Source organism: Anaerococcus provencensis, from assembly GCF_000312365.2.
In the GTDB taxonomy this organism is placed as follows: domain Bacteria; phylum Bacillota; class Clostridia; order Tissierellales; family Peptoniphilaceae; genus Anaerococcus; species Anaerococcus provencensis.
The window spans coordinates 416,706-438,300 of the sequence record NZ_HG003686.1; the positions used below are offsets into that span (position 1 = coordinate 416,706).

21 protein-coding genes and 1 pseudogene are annotated in these 21,595 nt (G+C 34.1%); 18 read left to right on the forward strand and 4 right to left on the reverse strand.

Annotated elements, in window-relative coordinates; translation table 11 throughout:
* Nucleotides 1–60: 60 nt before the first annotated feature.
* From BN38_RS04700 to BN38_RS04745, 8 genes are all read left to right on the forward strand, one after another.
* A complete protein-coding gene (locus tag BN38_RS04700) occupies nt 61–1,428 on the forward strand; it encodes a sugar ABC transporter substrate-binding protein (RefSeq protein ID WP_044565834.1) in 1,368 nt (455 codons plus the stop codon).
* Nucleotides 1,429–1,892: 464 nt separating this feature from the next.
* Nucleotides 1,893–3,908, forward strand: a complete 2,016-nt coding sequence (locus tag BN38_RS04710) for a carbohydrate ABC transporter permease (protein ID WP_044565837.1) — start codon at nt 1,893–1,895, stop codon at nt 3,906–3,908.
* Nucleotide 3,909: 1 nt separating this feature from the next.
* Entirely contained in the window at nt 3,910–4,809 is a 900-nt protein-coding gene (locus BN38_RS04715) for a sugar ABC transporter permease (protein WP_044565838.1), read from the forward strand.
* Nucleotides 4,810–4,818: 9 nt separating this feature from the next.
* Nucleotides 4,819–5,904, forward strand: coding sequence for an ABC transporter ATP-binding protein (locus BN38_RS04720; protein WP_044565839.1), 1,086 nt, complete (start codon nt 4,819–4,821; stop codon nt 5,902–5,904).
* 634 nt (nt 5,905–6,538) lie between these two features.
* Nucleotides 6,539–6,772: a helix-turn-helix transcriptional regulator gene (locus BN38_RS04730; RefSeq protein WP_044565841.1), complete on the forward strand. Its 234-nt coding sequence runs from the start codon at nt 6,539–6,541 to the stop codon at nt 6,770–6,772.
* A gap of 103 nt (nt 6,773–6,875) precedes the next feature.
* Nucleotides 6,876–7,112, forward strand: coding sequence for a hypothetical protein (locus tag BN38_RS04735; RefSeq protein WP_044565842.1), 237 nt, complete (start codon nt 6,876–6,878; stop codon nt 7,110–7,112).
* A 34-nt stretch (nt 7,113–7,146) separates the two neighbouring features.
* The gene (locus tag BN38_RS04740; RefSeq protein WP_230197724.1) at nt 7,147–8,304 is read left to right on the forward strand and encodes a hypothetical protein; all 1,158 of its coding nucleotides are present in this window, start codon (nt 7,147–7,149) and stop codon (nt 8,302–8,304) included.
* A 20-nt stretch (nt 8,305–8,324) separates the two neighbouring features.
* Entirely contained in the window at nt 8,325–9,179 is an 855-nt protein-coding gene (locus BN38_RS04745) for a hypothetical protein (RefSeq protein ID WP_044565844.1), read from the forward strand.
* 104 nt (nt 9,180–9,283) lie between these two features.
* Here BN38_RS04745 and BN38_RS11655 read toward each other — a convergent pair whose 3' ends face one another.
* Together BN38_RS11655 and BN38_RS04750 are read right to left on the reverse strand one after the other, a co-directional pair.
* Nucleotides 9,284–9,463, reverse strand: coding sequence for a hypothetical protein (locus BN38_RS11655; RefSeq protein WP_456059068.1), 180 nt, complete (start codon nt 9,461–9,463; stop codon nt 9,284–9,286).
* A 114-nt stretch (nt 9,464–9,577) separates the two neighbouring features.
* Nucleotides 9,578–10,944: pseudogene (locus BN38_RS04750) on the reverse strand (alpha-amylase family glycosyl hydrolase); the annotation flags it as partial.
* A 204-nt stretch (nt 10,945–11,148) separates the two neighbouring features.
* Here BN38_RS04750 and BN38_RS04755 point away from each other — a divergent pair.
* Nucleotides 11,149–11,577, forward strand: a complete 429-nt coding sequence (locus BN38_RS04755) for a hypothetical protein (protein ID WP_044565845.1) — start codon at nt 11,149–11,151, stop codon at nt 11,575–11,577.
* A 380-nt stretch (nt 11,578–11,957) separates the two neighbouring features.
* Here the strand turns inward: BN38_RS04755 and BN38_RS04760 are convergent, their stop codons facing one another.
* The gene (locus BN38_RS04760) at nt 11,958–12,419 is read right to left on the reverse strand and encodes a methylated-DNA--[protein]-cysteine S-methyltransferase (protein WP_044565846.1); all 462 of its coding nucleotides are present in this window, start codon (nt 12,417–12,419) and stop codon (nt 11,958–11,960) included.
* Between the two features lie 75 nt (nt 12,420–12,494).
* On the opposite strand from BN38_RS04760, the gene BN38_RS04765 reads away from it, so the two are divergent.
* The 4 genes from BN38_RS04765 (at nt 12,495) to BN38_RS04780 (ending at nt 17,736) form a co-directional block, all read left to right on the forward strand.
* On the forward strand, nt 12,495–13,787 hold the full coding sequence (locus BN38_RS04765) for a glutamate-cysteine ligase family protein (RefSeq protein WP_044565847.1): 1,293 nt from the start codon (nt 12,495–12,497) through the stop codon (nt 13,785–13,787).
* Complete coding sequence (gene radA, locus BN38_RS04770) at nt 13,774–15,141, forward strand: DNA repair protein RadA (protein ID WP_044565848.1); 1,368 nt, start codon at nt 13,774–13,776, stop codon at nt 15,139–15,141. Before BN38_RS04765 ends, radA begins: the two co-directional genes overlap by 14 nt.
* Before the next feature lie 240 nt (nt 15,142–15,381).
* Nucleotides 15,382–15,792 carry an FMN-binding protein gene (locus BN38_RS04775; protein WP_044565849.1) on the forward strand — a complete coding sequence of 137 codons (411 nt, stop codon included), beginning with the start codon at nt 15,382–15,384 and terminating at the stop codon, nt 15,790–15,792.
* 93 nt (nt 15,793–15,885) lie between these two features.
* Nucleotides 15,886–17,736, forward strand: coding sequence for a flavocytochrome c (locus tag BN38_RS04780; RefSeq protein ID WP_049944444.1), 1,851 nt, complete (start codon nt 15,886–15,888; stop codon nt 17,734–17,736).
* Nucleotides 17,737–17,814: 78 nt separating this feature from the next.
* On the opposite strand, the gene BN38_RS04785 is transcribed toward BN38_RS04780, so the two are convergent.
* Complete coding sequence (locus BN38_RS04785; protein ID WP_044565850.1) at nt 17,815–18,318, reverse strand: hypothetical protein; 504 nt, start codon at nt 18,316–18,318, stop codon at nt 17,815–17,817.
* Nucleotides 18,319–18,495: 177 nt separating this feature from the next.
* Between BN38_RS04785 and BN38_RS04790 the strand changes: the two genes are divergently transcribed.
* The 5 genes from BN38_RS04790 to BN38_RS04805 all read left to right on the forward strand — a co-directional run bounded on the left by BN38_RS04790 (nt 18,496) and on the right by BN38_RS04805 (nt 21,579).
* Nucleotides 18,496–19,311, forward strand: a complete 816-nt coding sequence (locus BN38_RS04790; protein WP_044565852.1) for a hypothetical protein — start codon at nt 18,496–18,498, stop codon at nt 19,309–19,311.
* A complete protein-coding gene (locus BN38_RS11340) occupies nt 19,298–19,435 on the forward strand; it encodes a hypothetical protein (protein WP_230197727.1) in 138 nt (45 codons plus the stop codon). Before BN38_RS04790 ends, BN38_RS11340 begins: the two co-directional genes overlap by 14 nt.
* A gap of 3 nt (nt 19,436–19,438) precedes the next feature.
* Nucleotides 19,439–19,693, forward strand: coding sequence for an HIRAN domain-containing protein (locus BN38_RS11345; protein ID WP_230197728.1), 255 nt, complete (start codon nt 19,439–19,441; stop codon nt 19,691–19,693).
* Between the two features lie 68 nt (nt 19,694–19,761).
* Nucleotides 19,762–20,622, forward strand: coding sequence for a D-alanyl-D-alanine carboxypeptidase family protein (locus BN38_RS04800; protein ID WP_044565853.1), 861 nt, complete (start codon nt 19,762–19,764; stop codon nt 20,620–20,622).
* A gap of 9 nt (nt 20,623–20,631) precedes the next feature.
* Nucleotides 20,632–21,579: a type I phosphomannose isomerase catalytic subunit gene (locus tag BN38_RS04805; RefSeq protein ID WP_044565854.1), complete on the forward strand. Its 948-nt coding sequence runs from the start codon at nt 20,632–20,634 to the stop codon at nt 21,577–21,579.
* The last annotated feature ends 16 nt before the right edge of the window (nt 21,580–21,595 follow it).

Genomic DNA, 21,595 nt, shown 5'->3' on the forward strand with positions numbered 1-21,595 from the left:
TTTTCCCGATATTATTTATAATATTAGCATAACAACGTTTTCATTTTAAGGAGGAATTATATGAAAAATGCTATTAAAGGCTTTATGGCTTTAAGCCTTGCCTTTGTATTGACAGCTTGCGGTGGCGGCAAAAAAGCTGACGCACCAGCTGATAGTAAGGAAACAGGAGACGGTGCTAACACCGAAGTAACAGAAACTGCTGAAGTTAACGAAGATATATCAGGTAAACTTTCTGTACAAGTAGAAGAAGCTTGGCTTCCACACTATGAAAAAGCAGCTGAAAGAGTTAAGGAAAAATATCCAAATGCTGAAATAGAATTTAAGACAATTGGTGCTTTTGACCACCTTGACATCATAGATTCTACAGATGCTACAAACGAAGATGTAGCTGATCTTTTTGCTATTCCAGCTGATAGACTTTATGGTCTAGTAGGCAATGATATCTTAGCTGCAGTTGATTCTCAAAAACTACAAGAAGAGATCGGTGGTTGGGACAACTTTGATGAAGGTATTGGTGGAAACTTCAATATCGATGGCGAATATTTTGCATTCCCATACAATATCGAATCTCTAATCACCTATGTAAACACAGCAAATGCTGAAGAAAAAGGAATCAACCCAGACGATCCAATAGAAATTGACGATGTTGCTGACGAATCTACAGTACTATTCCCACTATTTGACGCTTGGTATGGTGTAGCTGCAACAAACTCATCAAATATCGAACTTCTTGGAAAGGGTGAAGATGGTGCATTATTTACAGATATGACCAAAGACTTCTCAGAACTAGAAGAAGAAAAACAAGCAACATTCAAGGGACTATATGAATATTGGAAAAAACACAGCGAAGCTAACACACCACTATTTGACCCAGATGCTGGTTGGGCATACATCGACGAAACATTTACAACTGGCAACGGTGGTGTTGCTCGTATAGGTGGTGCATGGGATGCAGCTACAATAAGCGAACAAGCTGGCGAAGGCAACCTACAAATAAGCCCAATCGGTCACATTACTCTAGCTGGCAAACCACTAGCTCACTGGCAAGGTGGATGGGGACTATCAATGAATGCTCGTATCGAAGGCGATGAAGCAAAAACAGCTATAGCAGAAGAAATGATCAAAGAAATAGTTAACCCAGAATACGCAGTAGACCTATTCAAAGCTACAGGCAAGATTTTGGAAAATGTTGAAGCTAAGACATATGAAGAAAGCGATCTTCCAGATTCTGATAAAGAGATTATCTCAGCTACAATCGAATCTTACAACAACTCACCAGCAAGACCTCTATTTAGAGAATGGGGAGATGTTTGGGACACATACAAAAACGCTATTCTATCTTGGAACTCAACAAAACCTGCAAACGAAGAAGAAGCTTACAACCAACTAAAATCATCATTTGAATCAATGATGGCAAACTTCAATTAAAGATAGGAAAAAGGGGCCAAGCAATTGGCCTTTTTCTTACATTTATGAAAGCGACAAGAAAAAAAGAAGACCAAGTCTTCTTAAAGAAAATTATGGCAGTATCGCTGGCAATAATAGTAGTGGTGTCACTTGAGGCACTTTTTTATGCCAAAGATATCAATTTTTATGAAGACTATAGCAAAGTTTACAAGGACTTATCCTATAGCCAGTATATAAATTTAGTATTATTTAACATGATACTTGCTATAATAAATCCAATTATAATATCCCTATACACATTTTTTACTATCGATAGAATTCGCATAAACCAGATATACAAGATATTTTTTTGCTTTTCAACATTTATATCGCTTATGCATACATTATTTCAATTTAGGTTAAACTCTATAACTTATTATTTAGTCATTATCTTAAATATAATTTTATTTATAGTGATAGTAAAAAAAGAAAGGACCGACTAGCTTATGGCATACCAAAAAGAATTGGCTGATGACCGTGGCAACCTTTATCCAAGGAAAAACCAGTATATTATAGATCAAATTGCTGGCAAAAATCCCGATAGAAACTCCCACCCATACATCAAAAAACTTAGCCAATATGAAAAAAAAGAAAAAGAACTCTTAGATTTAGCTAGCAAAGAAGCAGATGAGTGGGCAAATACTCATCAAACCGATAAGAAATTTGCAGATCTTAACAAAAAACATCACATAGCAAACAAGATGCTTAGCTTTTATGAAGAGAACAAAGACCTATCATATGAAGCAGAGCTAAAATACAAAGAAGCAAACTTATATATCAAAGAAATTCCAGAGATTATAGAGCACGATTTGGCACTAAAAAACCAACTGGAAGCTAAAAGCACAAAGCTTGAAGCTCTAAGTGATGATCAGATTAAAAAAGGCCAGGCAGAAGTTGAAAAAGACAAAGGCCTTCTTAAGGAAAAATACGACAAAGATTTAGCCAATCTCAAAGAATCCTTTAACAAGGGTCTAATCTCAAAGAAAGCTTACAAGAGTGAAAAAGAAAAATACAAAAAACGCTTTGAGGACTCTTCTATAGCCGCCGAGTTTAAAAATCCAAAAAAATCTTTAGAAGAAGAGATTAAAGCAATAAATTATAAGATAAAACAAGACTATAAGAATTCAATGAAAATCCTTGATTCAGACATAGCAGAAGTAAGACGTAGGACTCCTGTCGAAACAGAAAAGAAAGCGGCATGGAGGTCTATAGTAGGTCTTCCTATACCAGGTCTTGGACAATTATTAAATGGCCAGTGGCAAAAAGCCCTCCTATTTTTCCTAGGAACCTTGTTCATCTACCTAATAGCTATCCCATACGCTCTAGGTTATGGCAATTACCAAGGAGAGGGTATATCTGGTCTTATTAGCCTTGCCCAAGGTGGACGTAGGCTTGATAGGTCCATACTATTTATGATCGAAGGTATTTTGGCTGTAGTCTTTGTTCTAATTTCAATTTTCATCTATGTATCTGCCTTTAAAGATGCTAGAAAAACTGAAAAAGCTGAAATACTAGGCATCAGACCAAACAATTGGTTTGAAACACGCAAATTTATGCGCACTGATGGATTCCCATACATTATCACAATCCTACCTTTGCTAGTGATCATTTTCATAGTAATGGTACCAATTATAACCGCGGTTTTGATTTCATTTACAAATATGGATCCACAAAACCAAAACAAGTTCCAATGGATAGGCGTCCACAACTACGTAACTATAGCTCGTGGTGAGGGTATAGCTGGCCAGGCCTTCTGGTCTATATTTGGATGGACAGTAATTTGGACCTTGGCAGCATCAACCCTTGCCATAGTTCTAGGCTTTGTATTTGCTCTTCTTGTAAATAACGAGAGAGTTCGAGGAAAGAAATTCTTTAGGACAGTTTACCTATTACCATGGGCAATACCAGCCTTTATCACCATCATGTTTTTCTCAATTATGACAAGCCGTGGCGGAATTTTGGCAGATTTCTTCTCAAATATCCTAGGAAGAAGTTTGGATATAAAAAATAACACTATCCAAACTAGACTTGCCCTCATACTAATCCAAGGTTGGCTGGGACATTCCTATATTTTCCTACTAACTACAGGAGTACTCCAGGCTATTCCAAAGGACCTATACGAAGCAGCAAGCATAGATGGGGCAAATGGTTTGAAACAAACATTTAAAATCACTATTCCACTAGTGCTTTTTCAAATTGCGCCTATGCTTATCAACCAATACACATTTAACTTTAACAACTTCTCCATCATCTACCTCTACAACCAAGGTGGACCATTTAACCCAGAGATTTATGGAAACTTGGCGGGAAGTTCTGATATCCTAATATCATATATATATAAGTTGACCATGGAAAGTCAGTACCAGGCTATAGGAGCTGCAATTACAGTATTTATATCAATAATACTTATAATTATAAGCTACCTAGGCTACAGAAAGTCATCTGCCTTTAAGGAGTATTAATATGTTTAAGAGAAAAAATAAAAAAGATAATAACCTATACTTATCAGATCTCCAACCCCTATCAACTGGAGGTAAGATTGCTCTTGGCTTAGTATATATACTTCTTTTGGTGTGGGCAGCTGTAATCTTATTACCACTACTGATTATGGTTATTAGTTCCTTTAACAACAACCAAGGCCAATACATTTCCATGAGTGGACAATTTGTCTTTGGCTTTGACAATTTTAAGTATTTATTTGAAGAAACTCACTTTGTAAGATGGGTCCTAAACACCCTAAAGATTGCCGCAGCAACTACAATATTGACTCTGATTTTCGTGTCATTTACAGGCTTTGCCTACTCACGTTTCAGATTTAAGGGCAAAAAAGCAAGTCTTATAACAATCATGCTAGTGCAAATCATTCCAGCCTTTGCAGGAATCACAGCCTACTATGCAATTCACTCCATAGTATCTGGGATAATACCAGCATTCTCCCGTTCGGCCATGCTTATATTAATCTATTCTGGTGGAGCTATAGCAACCAATACCTTTATCTTAAAAGGTTACCTAGATAGCATATCCCCAGAACTTGACGAGGCGGCAAGAATTGACGGCTGTAGCAACTTCCAAGTTTATAAGCTTATAATAATGCCCCTAGCCCGTCCAATGCTAGCAATCATAGCACTCCAATGTTTCATAGGACCATTTTTGGACTATATGATGCCAAAAATCCTCTTGACAAACCCTATGGACTACACATTGGCAACAGGCTTGTTTACACTAATCAACGATATGAGAAATATGAACCAACCAGCCTTCGCAGCAGGTGGTTTCCTTTCAGCAGTTCCAGTAATGTTGTTATTCCTTATGCTACAAGATGAGCTAGTATCAGGACTATCATCAGGTGCAGTTAAGGGATAGGAGAAGAAAATGAGAGTAAAATTAGAAAATATTGGTAAAAAATACGAGGGTAGAGAAAACTTTACCCTTAGAAACATAGACCTTGACATAGATGATAAGGACTTTTGTGTCATCCTTGGCCCATCAGGATGTGGTAAATCAACCCTTATCCGAATGATAGCAGGGCTAAACTCAATAACAGAAGGTACACTTTATTTTGACGATAAGATAATGAATAAAGTAGAACCAAAGGACAGGGACATAGCCATGGTATTCCAATCATATGCCCTATATCCACATATGACAGTATATGATAATATGGCCTTTTCCCTAAATATGAAAAACGAAAGTAAAGAGGTCATAGACAAGCGAGTAAAAAACGCTGCCCATGTCTTGCAACTTGAAGACTACCTCTACAACAGGCCATCAGACATATCCGGTGGTCAAAGACAAAGGGTAGCCCTAGGCCGAGCCATAGTGAGAAATCCAGCAGTTTTCCTCATGGACGAACCACTATCAAACCTAGATGCGAAACTTCGTGAGTCCATGCGTGTGGAAATAGTAAGACTCCATAACCAACTAGACACCACAAGTATATATGTAACCCACGACCAAACAGAAGCCATGACCATGGCGACAAAGATAGTCCTCCTAGATAAGGGAGTCATCCAACAAGTAGGAGCTCCAACAGAATTCTACGAGAGACCAGAAAACCTCTTTGTAGCAGGCTTTATCGGATCTCCAACCATGAATATCATAGAAGGAAAGATAGAAAATGCCAACTTTGTAAGCGATAAGGGAGAAGTGGTAATAAAACCAGCAGAAAAAGACCTAGCCGCAATAAAGAACTACGAAGGCAAAAAAGTCTACCTAGGTATTAGATCGGAAAGATTTATAGCAGAAAAAAGAGACTATAATCTTGCGACAATCAAGATAGATGTCATAGAAATGCTAGGCAAGGAACAACTAATCTACGGCAAAACAAGCGCCGGCCAAAACCTAGTAATAAGCCAACCAGGCTATTTCGAATATAACATAGGCGAAACTCACAACTTCACCCTAGACCCAGAAGCCCTACACTTCTTTGATGGAAATACTACAGAGAGGATAAACTAGGTAAGTATTTAACAATATATGGAACTGTTGTAAAATGGATAAATCATTCCTAAACAAATCATCTAATCACTCCAAAGATGGAAGGATAATTATCTATTAATTTGCAACAGTTCCATTTTTATTATAACCTAAATTTTTAAAATAAGACCCAAATAAAAACATATAGATTTCTATAACTATAAAAATCTCAAATTGAATAGTGAAGCAACATAAAAAGTCCCGTAAAACCTACAATAACAAAGCTACAATACTTTGTATTTGACTTTAAATTTTCTAAAATATTTTCTTTTTTTATGATTTTTCTTAATATTCTCCGAAGTGCCAAGATTCACAATTTCTTTATTATTCATCTTACATTCAACATAAATCAAATCCATAATAAAAAAAGGCTCGGAATTTTTTGACTTAGAAATCTGTAATCTCATCCCTCACCTTTTTTTCTAATATACTAACATTATAGCACATTGAGTAATATATAAATATAGAATTTGTAAAAAATGTAGAAATATCAATACATGTAGAATATGTTTTATATTTTTAACAGCCAATCTATGCAAATATACTTGCAATGTAAAAAACAATATGTTATACTTAAATTAAATTAAGAAAGTTAGATAGGTGGGTTTAAAATAATTTGGAAAATATAATAAAACAGATCAGAAAAGAAAAAGGATTAACTCAACAAGAGTTAGCTGAGGAACTTAGTGTAACAAGACAATACATTAGTCTTTTAGAACGAGGAGAGGCTCAACCTACGATTTCAGTTGGAATAGAAATTGCAGATAAACTAAACACGTGTATTTATACACTATTTGGTTTTGACAAGTTTGAGTGTGAGCGTTGTGAGCTAGAGTCAGGAGGTAATTAAATGATATATTTAAATCCGCAGAGGTATAAGAATGGAGATGTAGACTGCAGTGCATAAATTACAAGGATAAAATATATAAATAAATAATTTACAAGAGGTTAATATGAAAAAGATTAAAAATTTAATTGGATGCTTATTAGTGTTGATATCGCTTTCAGCACCAACTGTTGCATTTGCGGAAAGCAATTTAGATAATGATATTGAAACAAAAATAGATGAAATATTGAATGATTTTAATTTTAAAACACAAGAGACTAATATAAAATTTTTTAGTATAAATCCTAATGATATTAATGATGAAAATATAGAAATAAGTGAAAATGATGGTCTTATATCATGATCAAGGGAAAAGAGAAATTACTTTAACAGAAAGTTTGGATGTAGTTTCTGTCGATCAATATGATATTGCGGATAGTTTATCTGTAACAGATGAAAGTGAGAAGTATTTTATTGACACAGATAAAGAATATGTTAATTTATTAGTATCTAAATATGTACCTAATGATTACAATATAATTGAAGTAAAACCTATTATGGACGGGTTCCATCAGATTATCTGTTTGAAAAACAATCAATACGATATAACAAATTATTATGATGCATATAAAATAACTGTAGATTTTAAAACGCATACCGTTTTAGGGTTTAATCAGTGCCATGAGTATGTTGTGAATGGTCTTCCAAAGATTAATAACAATGAGGCAATGGAAATAGCAATTAACTATTGTGAAAATAATAATATAAAATGCGATTATTCTGTGACTCCTTCAACAGAATTGGAAGTTAGAAAAGAAAATGACTATTTTGAAAATAATTCGCTTGAAGTATTAAACGATGATGAGTTAGAAATATATGCCGATAGACAGTTAGAAAGACCGCTGCACTGTTCATATGTTGTTACATTTGATAATTTGTCAGTTTTGATTGATGCTTATACTGGTGAAATAATAGGCGGGGATGAATTTGCAGCATCAAAAGATGGTGCTTCATATTATGGAACACATAAGGGTAAAAACACAAAATATTTTACTAGTTCAGCATCTAACATTAATTCTATCCTTAATTCATTGGGATATAATTCATATACAGCTTCAGCTGCAAATGATAATGGGGCAAGTTTAAGAAGGTTTGTTCGAGGAGATGGAAACAATTATGCATTTGCATTTTCGGGTCATGCCTCACCAACATCTTTAGGAAATGGATTAGATAATGGTTATGTAAGATATTTAGGTTTAAATAATGTTAATTGTTGTTGGAAGTTTGTTTTTTTAAATGGATGTCGTACGGCAGAAGATACAAGGTGGAGAGATGCTTTTGGAATAAGTGGATCTTCAAATGGGAAAATATTTTTGGGATGGTATAAAAAGGTTGAACTAAGCACTATGTTAGATTTAACTGGAAATTTAAAGTATCAAGTTAAAGCAAATCCAAGCAAAACCTTCTATTCTAATTTATTAAGAGCTATTAATAAACCAGGAACATATTATTATATACGTTTTTGGGGTGATAAAAATATATCAGGTAGAGTTTAGTTAATACTATGAAGGTAATTATGAAAAATAAAAGATCATTAATATATATAACATGTCTTTGTTTAATATTTCTTTTAATGGCTTGCTCCAATAAAAGAAATTCGAGTGATAATTTAGATAATTTAAGTAATAAATCAGATGATTCGAGCGATAAGTTAGATAAAGATAAAATAATAAGTACATTTAAGGATTTTGGATATGATGAAGAAGATGGAGAAACCCTCTATAAAGAAGGAGAAAATTTAGATGATGGGGGTATAAAAATCGAGTCTTCTAATGGTGGCATTTTTATTTTTGATAACAAAAGTGATGTGATTCACGTAGATGCTTTATCCACTCTTAAGTGGGATGAGGATAGTGAAAAAGATTTGGAATATCCAAAAGAAGATTATGTAAAATCTATCAAAGATAAATATATTCCATCTGACTATACAGAAGAAGAAATAGGATATTACACTGAAGATTTTAAGATGTATTCTTTTTATAAAGCTAATCCTGCTAATATTTTTAATCCACACGATCAAATTAGAGTGGTATTTAATAAGGATAAGAACGCTATCATTCTATATGATAAAATAGATGATTTTACAATAAAAGAGCCGCCTAAAATAGATGAAAAGGGAGCTTGTAATATTGCAAAGAACTTCTTGTCAGAATCTAATGAAAAAGAATGGGGAGATGTTTTAAATACTTCATTAACGGTAATTGAATCTAATGATTTTTTGAATGATCCATCAATTATAGGAGATAGTAAAAAAAGTATTGATGTTGCCGACACTGGTGTTCTTCATTTAGCTTATGTTGTAGAGATTGAAGATTTATTAATATACGTTGACGCCTACAATGGCGATATAATTGGAGGAGATTCTTATTAATTCATTGCTATAGTAAAAAACTTAGTTAAGTGCATATGTAGTAACCCCTTCTAATCCGAATATGGATTAGAGGGGGGGATTTTAATTAAACAGTGGATAAGTCACTAGTTTTCTATAGCTAAAGATTCATATGCTCTTAATCTTATATGATCACTTAGTTCATCTAAATTATAGTTTGAAATTAATATTTTATAGCCTTTAATATCTTCTATTAGTTCACTAAGATTTAAAGAAACTTCTTGGTCAGGGAAGTTATTAATATTTATAAGCTCTTTATCATTCAATGTTCTTTTATATGCTAATAAATAATCATGATCTATAAATAAAGCTTCAAATTTACCATCTGATATTAAATCATCTTCTTTTCTTAGGGCTATTAGTTTTTTGTAATAGTTAAATATTGATTTTTCTGAATTTTTGTCTTCTTTCGCATTTACTTCTTTGTAATTATCAGCTAGCTTAACCAAGGCTTAACATTAGAGAATGATGCATATTCATTTTCACTGTCCCATTGCATGGGAGTTCTAGAATTGTCTCTAGATTTATTGTTTAATATTCTTAAAGCAGTATTCTTATCAATTCCTTTTTCTAGCATATCTTTATAAGCGTTTATTGATTCTATATTATTATATTCAGAAATATCATAAAATTTAGGATTTGTCATAGCAAATTCTTCACCTTGGTAGATATATGGTGTTCCTCTCAAAAGATGAATAGATTGAGCGAGCATTGTAGCTGATTCATATCTATATTTTTCTGGATCTCCAAATCTTGATATGGACCTAGGATTATCGTGATTATTCCAGAAAAGTCCCAACCATCCATTGCCTTCTTGCATTTTTTCCTGCCAAGTAAATAAATTTCTTCGTGTTACATCTAGATTGTATCTAGTTAAAGTCCATTTGGCCTTATTTTCTCCATCATCAAGTTGATCAAAGGCAAAGATCATGCTTAATTCATCACCAGTATCTGTATACTTTAAGGCATTATTACAATCTACATTGCCCATTTCTCCTACAGTTATGATGTCCCCATATTTTCCGTAGGTTTTGGCTGATAACTCTTTTATGAAATCATGCACTACTGGAGTATCTGTATAGTAGCTAAATTGTTTTTTATTTTCTGACCAATCAGTCCAATCGCTATAATTTGAACTTTTACCGATCATATTTAATACATCAAATCTAAAACCTTTAACACCCTTATCTAGCCAAAAATTCACCATATCAAATAGTTCATTACGTAAGTCTTCATTGTGCCAGTTAAGATCTGCTTGAGTTTTTTCAAACAGTGCTAGATAGTATTTATCAGTGTCAGCAAATTTATGCCAAGCAGGACCTTTAAACACACTCTCCCAGTTATTTGAAGGATTTCCGTTTTTTCCATCAACAATATAGTAATAATCTTGGTACTTTTTATCACCAGCCAAAGCTTTTTTAAACCACTCGTGTTGAGTTGATGTATGATTTAATACCATATCGAGCATTACGTCAATACCATATTTATTAAGATCTTCAATTAAAGAATAAAGATCGTCATTATTTCCAAACATAGGATCAACTGTATAGTAATCAGCTATATCATATCCATTATCATTTTGAGGACTTACAAAAAATGGGCTAATCCATACCATATCTATGCCCAAGTCATTTAAATACTTGGCTTTTGATTTTATCCCATTTAAATCGCCAATTCCTGTATCTTTTGTATCTTTAAAACTTTTTGGATATATTTGATATATGACTTTTTTACCTAAATTTACCATTATAAAAACTCCTTATTTATATTTGCCATATTCATTATATTATAATATTAGAGATAGCTACAATAAATGGAAAAAGAATATTTGATAGACTTCCTTAGCCAAATCGTAGATTTAAACTTCCGTCAATTTCACAAGCTAAACATGCGTGAAGTATTAAGTTAGGATTTAGGGTAAAAGTAGATTAAAGGAAGGAGCTATATCTTTATGCAAAAAATAAAAGACTTGAGTAAAGAAAGAAAAATAAGCATACTAATTTTATTAAATTCGGTATTAATAATAATTTTTGCGAGTATTCATGCAAAAAATATATCAAATTCAGATGCCTATGAAAAGTTTTTAACTAGCTATAGCAATGTAAATTATAGCACATACATTTCAAAGATAAGGGAATTTAAAAATACTCTTATAGCATATGGATTGGTACTCTTTGTCTATACTATCTATAATATAAATAAGGAAAAATTTAGCTTGGTTTATAAAATATTAAACTGCTATATATGCTTTTCTTTACAAACCATGACTTGGCTTTCATTCATCCCACATACGGTATATAGCAATATTATCTTGAGCCTTTTGGTAATTTTATTCATACTTTTTATAATAAGAACTGGCAAGAAAGCTAAGAAAAAATAGAAAATTTAAATTTGGATTTTTCACTTATCAAGTATAAGGGGCTTATAATACTAAGTAAATGAAGATATTAATCAAAAGCTTTGCTTAGTACAAGCCTGAGACTCGCGACAAACCCAAAAAAACGCTTAGTCAGACTACAAAAATTGGAGTATTCATAATTTAAAAATTCTAAAAATTGCAAACTCTCATATGCTCAAACAGTGCAATTTTTAATCGATTTCTTTAATTTGAATACTCGACAATTTTTTCCGTATGACACGCTTTTTTTTTGGATTTTTACTTTGTCAACAAGCTGTTGCTTAGTATAAGCCTCTTTTTATTATTTAAGAGATTATTATCATTATTATCCAAAATGTTGTTTTCACATTTTATGATTGGATTTAGTATTTCTTTTCTAAATCCAATAATTTTTCTTTCACACTTATCCTGTAGGCAAATCCGCCAAGTTTGCCATCATTTCTTATGACTCTGTGGCAGGGGATTATTATTAAAAATGGATTTTTGCCTATGGCAGTTCCTACAGCTCGTAGGGCCTTGGGATTATTTATTTTTTGGGCTATATCTTTGTAGGTTCTTGTTTCTCCATAGGGGATATTTATTAGCTCTTGCCAGACGCTCTGTTGAAAATCTGTACCTGTGATTTCTAGCTTGTCATATATATGAAAGTCTTTAATTTCTCCTTTTAAATATTTGTCAATTTGATTAAAAATTTTATCACTTATCTCTGTTTTCTCGTTAATGGAGCAAACTTTATTCACTAGTTTAATTGATTGTATTTTTTCTTGATAGGATATCTTTATTATCCCAATTTCATTTTTGTAATATGCAGTCTTATTTGTCATTGATTTATTTACCACCCTTAAATATTTCTTTTTTGGCGTATAGTATACATATATTATATAGTAAGTGAGGTAGTTATGGACTACGAAGAAAAGATTAAAAAATTAGCTGATTATATTCGCTCAGGTGAAAAAAGTGAAGATGAGTTCAAAGTGGGATTTGAGATTGAACACTTTGTTGTTGATAAAGATAGTTTGGAAAGCACTTCCTATGATGCTAACATAGCTTCTATAATGGAAGAGATGGTAGAAATGGGCTATGAGGGAATCTATGAAAATAGCAACATTATGGGCTTAAGGGGCGATGGTCTTAGTATTTCTATAGAACCTGCCAGCCAATTTGAAGTGGCTTTTGAATCTAGTAGGTCAGTTGATGAGCTTTTTTGTAATTATAAGAAAATAATGACTGAGCTAGTTCCTCTTTTTGAAAATAGGGGACTTTTGTTGGCGGAAGTTGGCTATCATCCAAAGTCAAAGATTGATGAAATTCCAATTATTCCTAAAAAACGTTATGACTATATGTACAAGTATTTTGCTGACTACGGCGGATCTATGGCCCATAATATGATGAAGGGGTCAACAAGCTTGCAAATTGCCATAGACTATGACAATGAAGCAGATTTTAGGATGAAATATTTTGTGGCAAATGCACTTTCTGCATTTTTATATAGTGTTTTTGACAATTCCTATATTTTTGAAGGGGAAGTTTATGGGAAAAGAAATCTTCGCCAAACAATATGGGAAAACTGCGACAAAGATAGAACAGGGATATATCCTTTCTCCTTTGATAAGGACCTATCTTATGAGACCTACACAAGAAAAATATTGGAAACTCCTAGCATCTTTATAAATAAGGATGGAGCTGATATTTATACAGGCAAGATTCCTTTTGCTGAAATCTTTGATGATGATATGTCTGAGGAGATGATCTACCATGCCCTATCAATTGTATTTCCAGATGTTAGGGCCAAAAAATATCTAGAAATTCGTATGCCTGACAACATCCCATATCCATATAATTTTGCAGGAATTGCCCTTATCAAAAATATTTTTTATGATAAGGACATTCTAAGCTACCTTTACCAAGAATTTGCTGATATGGACTTTGAAAAGGCTCAAAACTTAAAAGAAATGGCAACGAAAGAAGGCATCAATGCCACTTACAAGGATAAAAAAATCTATGAGTGGGTCCTAGAAATTATAGGGAAAATCAAAGAAGACAGGAAATTTATAAATCCACTAAAGGAACTTATGGAAAAACAAATGACGCCGAGGGATATATATGAAAATTTATACAAAAAAGATCCGCAAAAGGCTATCTATGAATTTTCTGTAAATAGTTTTATCAAGGATAATTATGGCAAAAATTAAGAAAGCTTACGAGTGCTCCAATTGTGGTCATAGGGAAGCTCACTGGGCTGGCCAATGTCCATCTTGTGGTAAGTGGGGGACTTTGGCTGAAGTTACCGTAAAGGAAACTAAGGCAAGTTCTAGTGGACTTATCGATGATAAGACTTCCAAAAAGTTAAAGGCTATCAAGGTTGATTCTAATTCTAGGATTAAGTCTGATTTTGAAGAATTTGACAGAGCTGTGGGCGGTGGTCTTGTTCCAGATAGCGTTTCAATACTAACAGCCCGCCCGGGAGCTGGTAAGTCAACCCTCTTGCTCCAACTTTCCAAATCCTATGCCGATAGGGGGCTTAAGGTTCTCTATGTTTCTGGCGAGGAATCCGAAAGCCAAATCAAATCACGTGCTGATAGGATTATGGAACATTTACCTGAAAATGTATGGGTCCTTTCGACAAATTCTATGGATAGTGCAATTAGTGAGATTAAAAAAATAGATGCAGATATAATTTTCCTAGACTCTATACAAACTTTTACCCTGGCAGAATTTGATAACAAGGCGGGTAGCCCTACCCAAACTATAGAAGTAGCAAATAAGGCTGTAGAAATCGCCAAGGACGAGGAGAAGAAGAGAGCTCTTATAATGATTGGCCATATGACTAAGTCTGGCGAAATGGCAGGCCTTCGTACTTTGGAGCACTTGGTCGATACAGTTCTAGTCCTAGATGGACAAAGCGATGAGGACTTAAGGGTTCTCACATCTACTAAAAATAGATTTGGCAGAACTGGCGAGATTGGTCTATTCTCAATGACAGAAGATGGACTAGTAGAGATAACAAATCCTAGCGAGTACTTTATCACCCAAAGGGAAAATGAAATCGAAGGGTCAGCTATTTCTGTCACCAAGGAAGGTTCTAGACTTCTAGAAGTAGAAATAGAATCCCTAGTTTCCAAGTCATTTTTGCCATATCCCCAAAGGATAGGGGATTCCCTAAGAAAGGATGACCTTAATACGCTGATTTCCATACTCCAAGAGCGCGCAGGGCTAAATCTCTTTGACTACAACGTAATAATAAAGACAACTGGTGGTCTTAAGCTTTCCGAGCCATCAGTGAATCTTGCCATAATGATTTCTATAGCATCTTCTCTACTTAAAAAACCAGTTGACGACAAGACAGTATTTATAGCTGAAGTAGGTCTAACTGGCGAGCTTAAAAAAGTTCCCCAAATCAAACAAAGAGTAAAGGAACTGGAAAGACTTGGTTATAAGAAATGCTATGTGGCAAGAAACTCCCTTGATCCTAAAGACTTTGCTGGTATAAAAGTTATGCAAATGGCCAATATAAAGGATGTGATTGGCGACGTATTCTATGGATAATATCTGTGGACTCTAGCGATGATACTATGTTAGTGATGGTCTTTAGACTTCCTATACAAGAAAACTAGAATATAAAAGAATTGATCAAAATATCGACTAGTTAAATATTGTGTCAATTATAAGGCGAAAGGCCTGAAAAGCTTGCAAATATTCAACATTGTCGTATAATAACTGCGATATTAACATCGTTGTTAAAGTAAAAATAAATACATTTTAAATGTATACATATAGGAGAGGAAAATGAAAAATTTAAACAAGTTTGCCCTAGTAGCAGCTATGGCATTCACATTTGCAGCTTGTGGAAACAATGCAAATGAAGCAAAACCTGCTGATGAAGCAGACAAGACAGAAGAAACAACTGAAGAAACAGTTCCAGCAGAAGAAGCAGCACCAAAAGTAGGAGAAGGAACAGCTGCAGGTTACGGTGGAGACATCAAAGTAACAGTTCACTTTGGTAAAGATGGAAAAATCGAATCTATCGATACAGAACAAACAGAAACAGAAGGTGTAGGAGCAGACGCTATTCCAGAACTAGAAAAAGCTGTTATCGAAGCTAACGGTACAGAAGGTGTTGACAACGTATCTGGAGCTACAGTAACATCTGAAGCATTCAAAGCAGCAGTTGATGACGCAATCACAAACGCGAAATAATTAGTAAAAGATTAGCTATCTTTGACCTTTAAGCCAAAGGTAGCTGTTTTTTTGACATTATTTGTTATAGGATTATCAATATAAGGAGGATAAATGAACAAATTTAAAAGTTTAGCGATGGCCTTGGCCCTAACTTTAAGCCTGGCATCTTGTGGCAATCAAACACAGAATCAAACAAAAAACGATAGCCAAGTAAGCGAAGAGACACAAAGCGAAGATTCAAAAGAAACTACAGAAGAAACATCAGAAGATAAAACAGAAACAGCTGATTATTCAGACATAACAGGTACATATAATGGCAAGGCTACTGGCTATGGATCAGACATAGAAGTGGCTGTTGATATTGAAAATGGCGTAATAACTGACATAAAAACTACAGAAAACGAAACAAAGGCAGTAGGATCCCAAGCTCTTGAAAAGATGAGAGAAAGAGTAATCACCTCTAATAGCATAGACGTAGATAGGATATCTGGAGCAACTATTTCCTCAGCAGCATTTTTATCAGCAATAGACGAAGCTTTGCAAACGGCAGGAATTGATGCTGATAAACTTGCCAAAGAAGATCTTGAAGATGAGAAAAAAGATTCTTATGATACAAGCGTTGTAGTAGTAGGAGCTGGTGGTGCTGGACTTTCTACAGCAATCGAGCTTGCTCAAAAGGGTGTAGATGTAATGATTGTTGAAAAAGCAGGCATTACAGGTGGTAATACTGCCTATGCATCTGCAGGTATGAATGCCGCAGAAACCCGCCTACAAAAAGAAGAAAATGTGCCAGATACAGTAGATCTTTTCGTAAAAGATACTATGGAAGGTGGCAAAAACTTAAACAATCCTGACCTAGTAAATATATTGGCAAGTGAATCTTCAGATGCCATAGACTGGCTTGAAGAAAATGGAGTAGTGTTCAAACAATTGAAATTTTCAGGTGGACAAAGCGAGATGAGAACCCACGCTCCACTAAATGAGGAGGGCAAATCTATACCAGTTGGTTCATATTTGGTAGACAAATTGACCCAAAAAGCCAATGAACTTGGTATTGAAATAGTATATGATGCCAAGGTAAATGAAGTTATCATGGAAGATGGTAAGGCAAAGGGAGTAAAGGCAGAAACAAAAGATGGTTCTATCACAGTAAATGCTGATGCTGTAGTAATAGCAAGTGGTGGTTTTGGTGGCAACATGGATTTAATCACCCACTACAATCCTGACCTAGAGGGCTATGTATCAACCAATGCAAAATCAATAGAAGGTGATGCTATAGGATTTTTGGAAGAAATAGGTGCAAATTTCATTGATATGGACCAAATCCAAATCCACCCAACAGTTTACCAAAAAAACGGTTCACTAATCTCTGAAGGCTTACGTGGAGAGGGAGCAATCCTTGTAAATAGCAAGGGAGAAAGATTCTACAACGAACTAGAAACAAGAGATAATGTATCAGCAGCTATCCTTGACCAAGATGGCAAAAACGCATGGCTAATAGTTGACCAAGGTATGTATGACCAATCAGCAACTATACAAAAATACGTAGAAAAAGGCTACATGGAAGAAGCAAGTGATATGAAAGCCTTAGCTGAACTAATAGGTTGTGATGAAGAAACTATAGCAAAAACTATAGAGGGCTGGAATGAGATTGTAAAAAATAACCAAGACCCAGACTTCGGTCGTGAAGGCATGGATACAGTAACAAGTGACCTATCCAAGGCTCCATACTATGCAGTACAAATAGCACCAGGTATCCACCACACCATGGGCGGAGTTGAAGTAAACACAAAATCTGAAGTGATAGACAAAGATGGCAATCCAATCCCAGGCCTATATGCAGCAGGTGAAGTCACAGGAGGAGTTCACGGAGCAAATAGACTTGGTGGCAACGCAATCACAGATATAGTAGTATTTGGTAGAAATGCTGCAAAAAATGCTAGTGAATATATAGGTAAATAAAAGCAAAAAACAAAGCAAGTCTTACATAATTTTGAGACTTGCTTTTTTTGACTTGATTTTTATAGACTAATATCGTATTTAGGATTTTATTTTAGATCGATTTATCTGTATTTGGTAGTTTATTAAAATAATCAAAGCTAGTGATAGTAGTGCATAAATAATATTTGAAATAAAATCTTCATTTTTCTTAGGAGTCAGAGATATAATAGCTTTATCTTTATATCTATCAATCTTTAATAGATTGTGATATTTAAAGTTGCTTGCCAAGGTATTTATTTCATCTTCATTAGAAATGAATCTATCATCCAAATGATAAAGATTAAATATTGATGATTTACTATAAATAAATACATACTCTTTATTATCATTTAATCTATAGGCATACACAACACTGTAATTAGCTTCTTTTTTGTCGTCTAAAGTATAGTTTTTTATATTTTCTGATTTTAGTATTTGTGAGTTTTTGGCTTCTAAATCATCATATTTAATTGTAAATATTTTATTTCCATTTAAGGTGAATAAAAAGATAAGAAGGATTATAAAAAAATATAAAATCGTCTTTTTATTTGAATTTGTATGCATAATTATTTGCTAGTTTCCTTAATAATTGCTTTTGTTATAATTGCAAAAATAGATTGTTTGTAATTGCTACTATAGATGAAAAAAATATACTTTAGGCTAATGTCACTGTCAATATAGTTAAAATTGCCTATTTTTAAAATTTGGGTAATCTTATATTAATAAGTAAAGGGGGGATCTATGGCTGATATAATAAAATTTCCAAATTCTTCTGAAAATAGAAATGAAGTAAAAAGGTTTAGGGAAGAGTTAGAAAGGCTAATACTCGAAGAAGATAACTTGATATATATAGAATGTGAAAATATCAGAGCTAAATATATCAGAGAGTTTGGATCAAAAGAATATAAAATTCTAAAATTATCTCTAAGCTATCAGAAACTTCGCAGGAAAATAGAAATCCTCCAGGCAAAGCTTAACAGGAAAGAGACTATTAGTAGAGACTTTCTTAACCGCCTTGATAGGGACATAGAAAAAGAATTTCAAAAGTATATGGAAGAATTAAATGCCAAGCTAGAAGAAATTAATTGGGCAGCAGATAGGTTTAGTAGTGATAAAATAACTGGTCAAGAATTCATAGATTTTAAGAAAAAGTACAAAGAACTAGTGAAAAAGCTCCACCCGGACCTAAACCCAGGCATAGATACCAAGCTGCTTGAAATTTTCTATAAGGTTGTGGATGCTTATAAGAATGGCTGGAGTGAGATAATAGACCTTTACTACGAGCTAATAGTCCTTGCAGATGATTACAATGCAGAGGATGATAGGCTAAACTATAAAGCTGAGATAGGACGCCTTAAGGAAAAAATTGAAAAAATAAAGGCTTCTATTGCAGATATCAAAAATTCATATCCTTATATTTACAAGGACTTGCTAGATAGTCCGCAAGAGACCCAAAATCATAAGAAAGAACTAGATGATTTGATAGAAAGCTACAAAACATCCAATAAGTATTTGGAAGATAGATTAAAGGAAATTATTGAAAATGTCAAAGATTGAAAAAGTAGATAAGGGAAAGGTCGTAGACGGACTTCATGGAGGTGGCGACTTAGTAATTCCAAAGCCTTTTAATAGACAGATATTTCTTTTTGAAACCCACATTGCAGGAACTAGTCATATTTAAAATATGGATGAACTTGCCGAAAAAATAGAAATTGGGACTAGAGTTTCTTTTTATAGGGAAGCGTCTAATGAATATGACCCAAGAGCCATCAAGGTAGAAGTAGACGATGGATCTAAGATTGGATACATACCAAAGGCTGATAACCCGGTATTTGCAAGGCTAATGGATGCGGGCAAGCTTTTGTATGGCAAGGTTAAAGAAAAGGAAAAAAAGGGAAACTGGTATAATATAAAAATTTATATATATCTTGACGACTAGTAATACTTTAAAAAACTTTTTGATACTGTATACTTTTATTGACGATAATAATTAATAGAGGGTATAAAATGAAAAAGAAATCCATAGCCATACTAGCCTTGCCACTAGTGATAATTGCCTTATTTATAATACTTAGGAATAATAGCAGGGAAGTTCATACCTACAATTCCAAGGCTATATATGTATACAATTTGACTGATGATAGGGAAGTATTGGCAGAAAATGAAAATGAGAAGCTTCCTATGGCATCTCTTACAAAAATGATGACTGTTTTGCTGGGCCTAGAAAAAGTAAGCGACCTAAACTCTATAGCTCCAGTGGATACAGAAACTTACCAAAAGCTAGTAGCAGAAAATGCATCAATGGCAGGTTTTTATGGAGCAGAACAAACTACTTATAGGGACCTACTATACGGAGCCATGCTCCCATCAGGAGGCGAGGCAGCCAATTCCATAGCCATAAATATTTCTGGATCAATAATAAGCTTTGTAGAGTTAATGAATGACAAGGCAAAGGAACTGGAATTAGCAAACACCCACTTTCAAAATCCAGATGGAATGGATGAATTGGGCCACTATTCATCAGCCAAGGATATGGCTATGCTATTAAAATACGCCCTCCAGAATGAAGACTACAGGGCGATTTTTACAAGAAAAGATTATAATTCTTCTTCAACAGCAGACCACCCTTATGGGGTATATATGCAAAGTACGGTATTTGAAAAACTTGACCAATACCAGGAAGAAGGCTTTGAAATAATCGGTGGTAAATCTGGCACGACAGAAAAAGCTGGCCAATGTTGGGCAACCCTTAGCGTCAAAAATGGCAAAGAATACATCATTGTAGTTATGGGGTCCCCATATGAAGATATAGATAATCCAGAAGATGGACAGATAAAAGATACTCTGGATATACTCGAAAGATTATAAGGAGAAAAAATGCAAAAAGTTTTAATGTTAGAAGGAAAGTTTGTAGATAAGATTTGGGGAGGGGAACGCCTAAGAGAAGAATTTGCCTATGATATAGAATCTGATAGCGTTGGAGAATACTGGGCTGTATCAGCCATGGAAGAATTCCCATCACTTATCATAAATGGAGAATTGGCAGGGGAAGATCTCATAGAAGTATATAAGAACAGTAGAGAACTTTTTGGCAATCCTAAGGAGGAAACTTTCCCACTTTTGGTAAAAATTATCGACGCCAAAGAAGATTTATCCATTCAAGTTCACCCAGATGATGATATGGGTAAAAGACTTGAAAATTCTTTGGGAAAGACAGAATGCTGGTATATATTAAATGACAATGAATCTTCCATAATATATGGACTAAATGCTAAGGACAAAGACGAAGCAGTAAAGCTTATAAATGAAAGAAAATGGAAGGACGTTTTAAAGGAAGTTCCAGCAAAAAATGGAGACTTTTTCTTTGTACCAGCAGGCACAGTTCATGCTATCAAAAAGGGCTGTTTAATACTAGAAATCCAACAAGCAAGTGACATAACCTATAGACTCTACGACTATGATAGAAAAGATAAGGATGGCAATTTAAGAGACCTTCACATAGAAAAATCTATAGAAGCTATCAAGCTCAATGATATTGACAACAAAACTGAAACAAGTGTGGATGGCGACCTAAGACTTACAAAACTTACCGATAATGAATTTTTCCAAGTGAGAAAATATGAAATAAAGGGCAACAAAAGCCTTAACCGCGCCAGTGATTATTTGATAGAATCAGTAATCGATGGGGCAGGCGAATTAAATGTCGATGGAGAAAAATACCAAATCAAAAAGGGAGACTTTTTCATATTGACAAACTTAGTTTCAACATACGAATTTGCTGGCGACTTGACAATAGTCGAATCAAATGTAGTTAACAATAAATAAACTCTTATTAAGACTC

What these genes read in the sequence shown, in the direction of transcription:
- BN38_RS04785 (WP_044565850.1), bottom strand. Translation starts at nt 18,318, where the DNA reads ATGCATACAAATTCAAATAAAAAGACGATTTTATATTTTTTTATAATC.
- BN38_RS11340 (WP_230197727.1), top strand. Translation starts at nt 19,298, where the DNA reads ATGTCAAAGATTGAAAAAGTAGATAAGGGAAAGGTCGTAGACGGACTT.
- BN38_RS04780 (WP_049944444.1), top strand. Translation starts at nt 15,886, where the DNA reads ATGAACAAATTTAAAAGTTTAGCGATGGCCTTGGCCCTAACTTTAAGC.
- BN38_RS04720 (WP_044565839.1), top strand. Translation starts at nt 4,819, where the DNA reads ATGAGAGTAAAATTAGAAAATATTGGTAAAAAATACGAGGGTAGAGAA.
- BN38_RS04745 (WP_044565844.1), top strand. Translation starts at nt 8,325, where the DNA reads ATGAAAAATAAAAGATCATTAATATATATAACATGTCTTTGTTTAATA.
- BN38_RS04800 (WP_044565853.1), top strand. Translation starts at nt 19,762, where the DNA reads ATGAAAAAGAAATCCATAGCCATACTAGCCTTGCCACTAGTGATAATT.
- BN38_RS04790 (WP_044565852.1), top strand. Translation starts at nt 18,496, where the DNA reads ATGGCTGATATAATAAAATTTCCAAATTCTTCTGAAAATAGAAATGAA.
- BN38_RS04735 (WP_044565842.1), top strand. Translation starts at nt 6,876, where the DNA reads ATGAAAAAGATTAAAAATTTAATTGGATGCTTATTAGTGTTGATATCG.
- BN38_RS11345 (WP_230197728.1), top strand. Translation starts at nt 19,439, where the DNA reads ATGGATGAACTTGCCGAAAAAATAGAAATTGGGACTAGAGTTTCTTTT.
- BN38_RS04760 (WP_044565846.1), bottom strand. Translation starts at nt 12,419, where the DNA reads ATGACAAATAAGACTGCATATTACAAAAATGAAATTGGGATAATAAAG.
- BN38_RS04700 (WP_044565834.1), top strand. Translation starts at nt 61, where the DNA reads ATGAAAAATGCTATTAAAGGCTTTATGGCTTTAAGCCTTGCCTTTGTA.
- radA (WP_044565848.1), top strand. Translation starts at nt 13,774, where the DNA reads ATGGCAAAAATTAAGAAAGCTTACGAGTGCTCCAATTGTGGTCATAGG.
- BN38_RS04765 (WP_044565847.1), top strand. Translation starts at nt 12,495, where the DNA reads ATGGACTACGAAGAAAAGATTAAAAAATTAGCTGATTATATTCGCTCA.
- BN38_RS04805 (WP_044565854.1), top strand. Translation starts at nt 20,632, where the DNA reads ATGCAAAAAGTTTTAATGTTAGAAGGAAAGTTTGTAGATAAGATTTGG.
- BN38_RS04755 (WP_044565845.1), top strand. Translation starts at nt 11,149, where the DNA reads ATGCAAAAAATAAAAGACTTGAGTAAAGAAAGAAAAATAAGCATACTA.
- BN38_RS04775 (WP_044565849.1), top strand. Translation starts at nt 15,382, where the DNA reads ATGAAAAATTTAAACAAGTTTGCCCTAGTAGCAGCTATGGCATTCACA.
- BN38_RS04710 (WP_044565837.1), top strand. Translation starts at nt 1,893, where the DNA reads ATGGCATACCAAAAAGAATTGGCTGATGACCGTGGCAACCTTTATCCA.
- BN38_RS04715 (WP_044565838.1), top strand. Translation starts at nt 3,910, where the DNA reads ATGTTTAAGAGAAAAAATAAAAAAGATAATAACCTATACTTATCAGAT.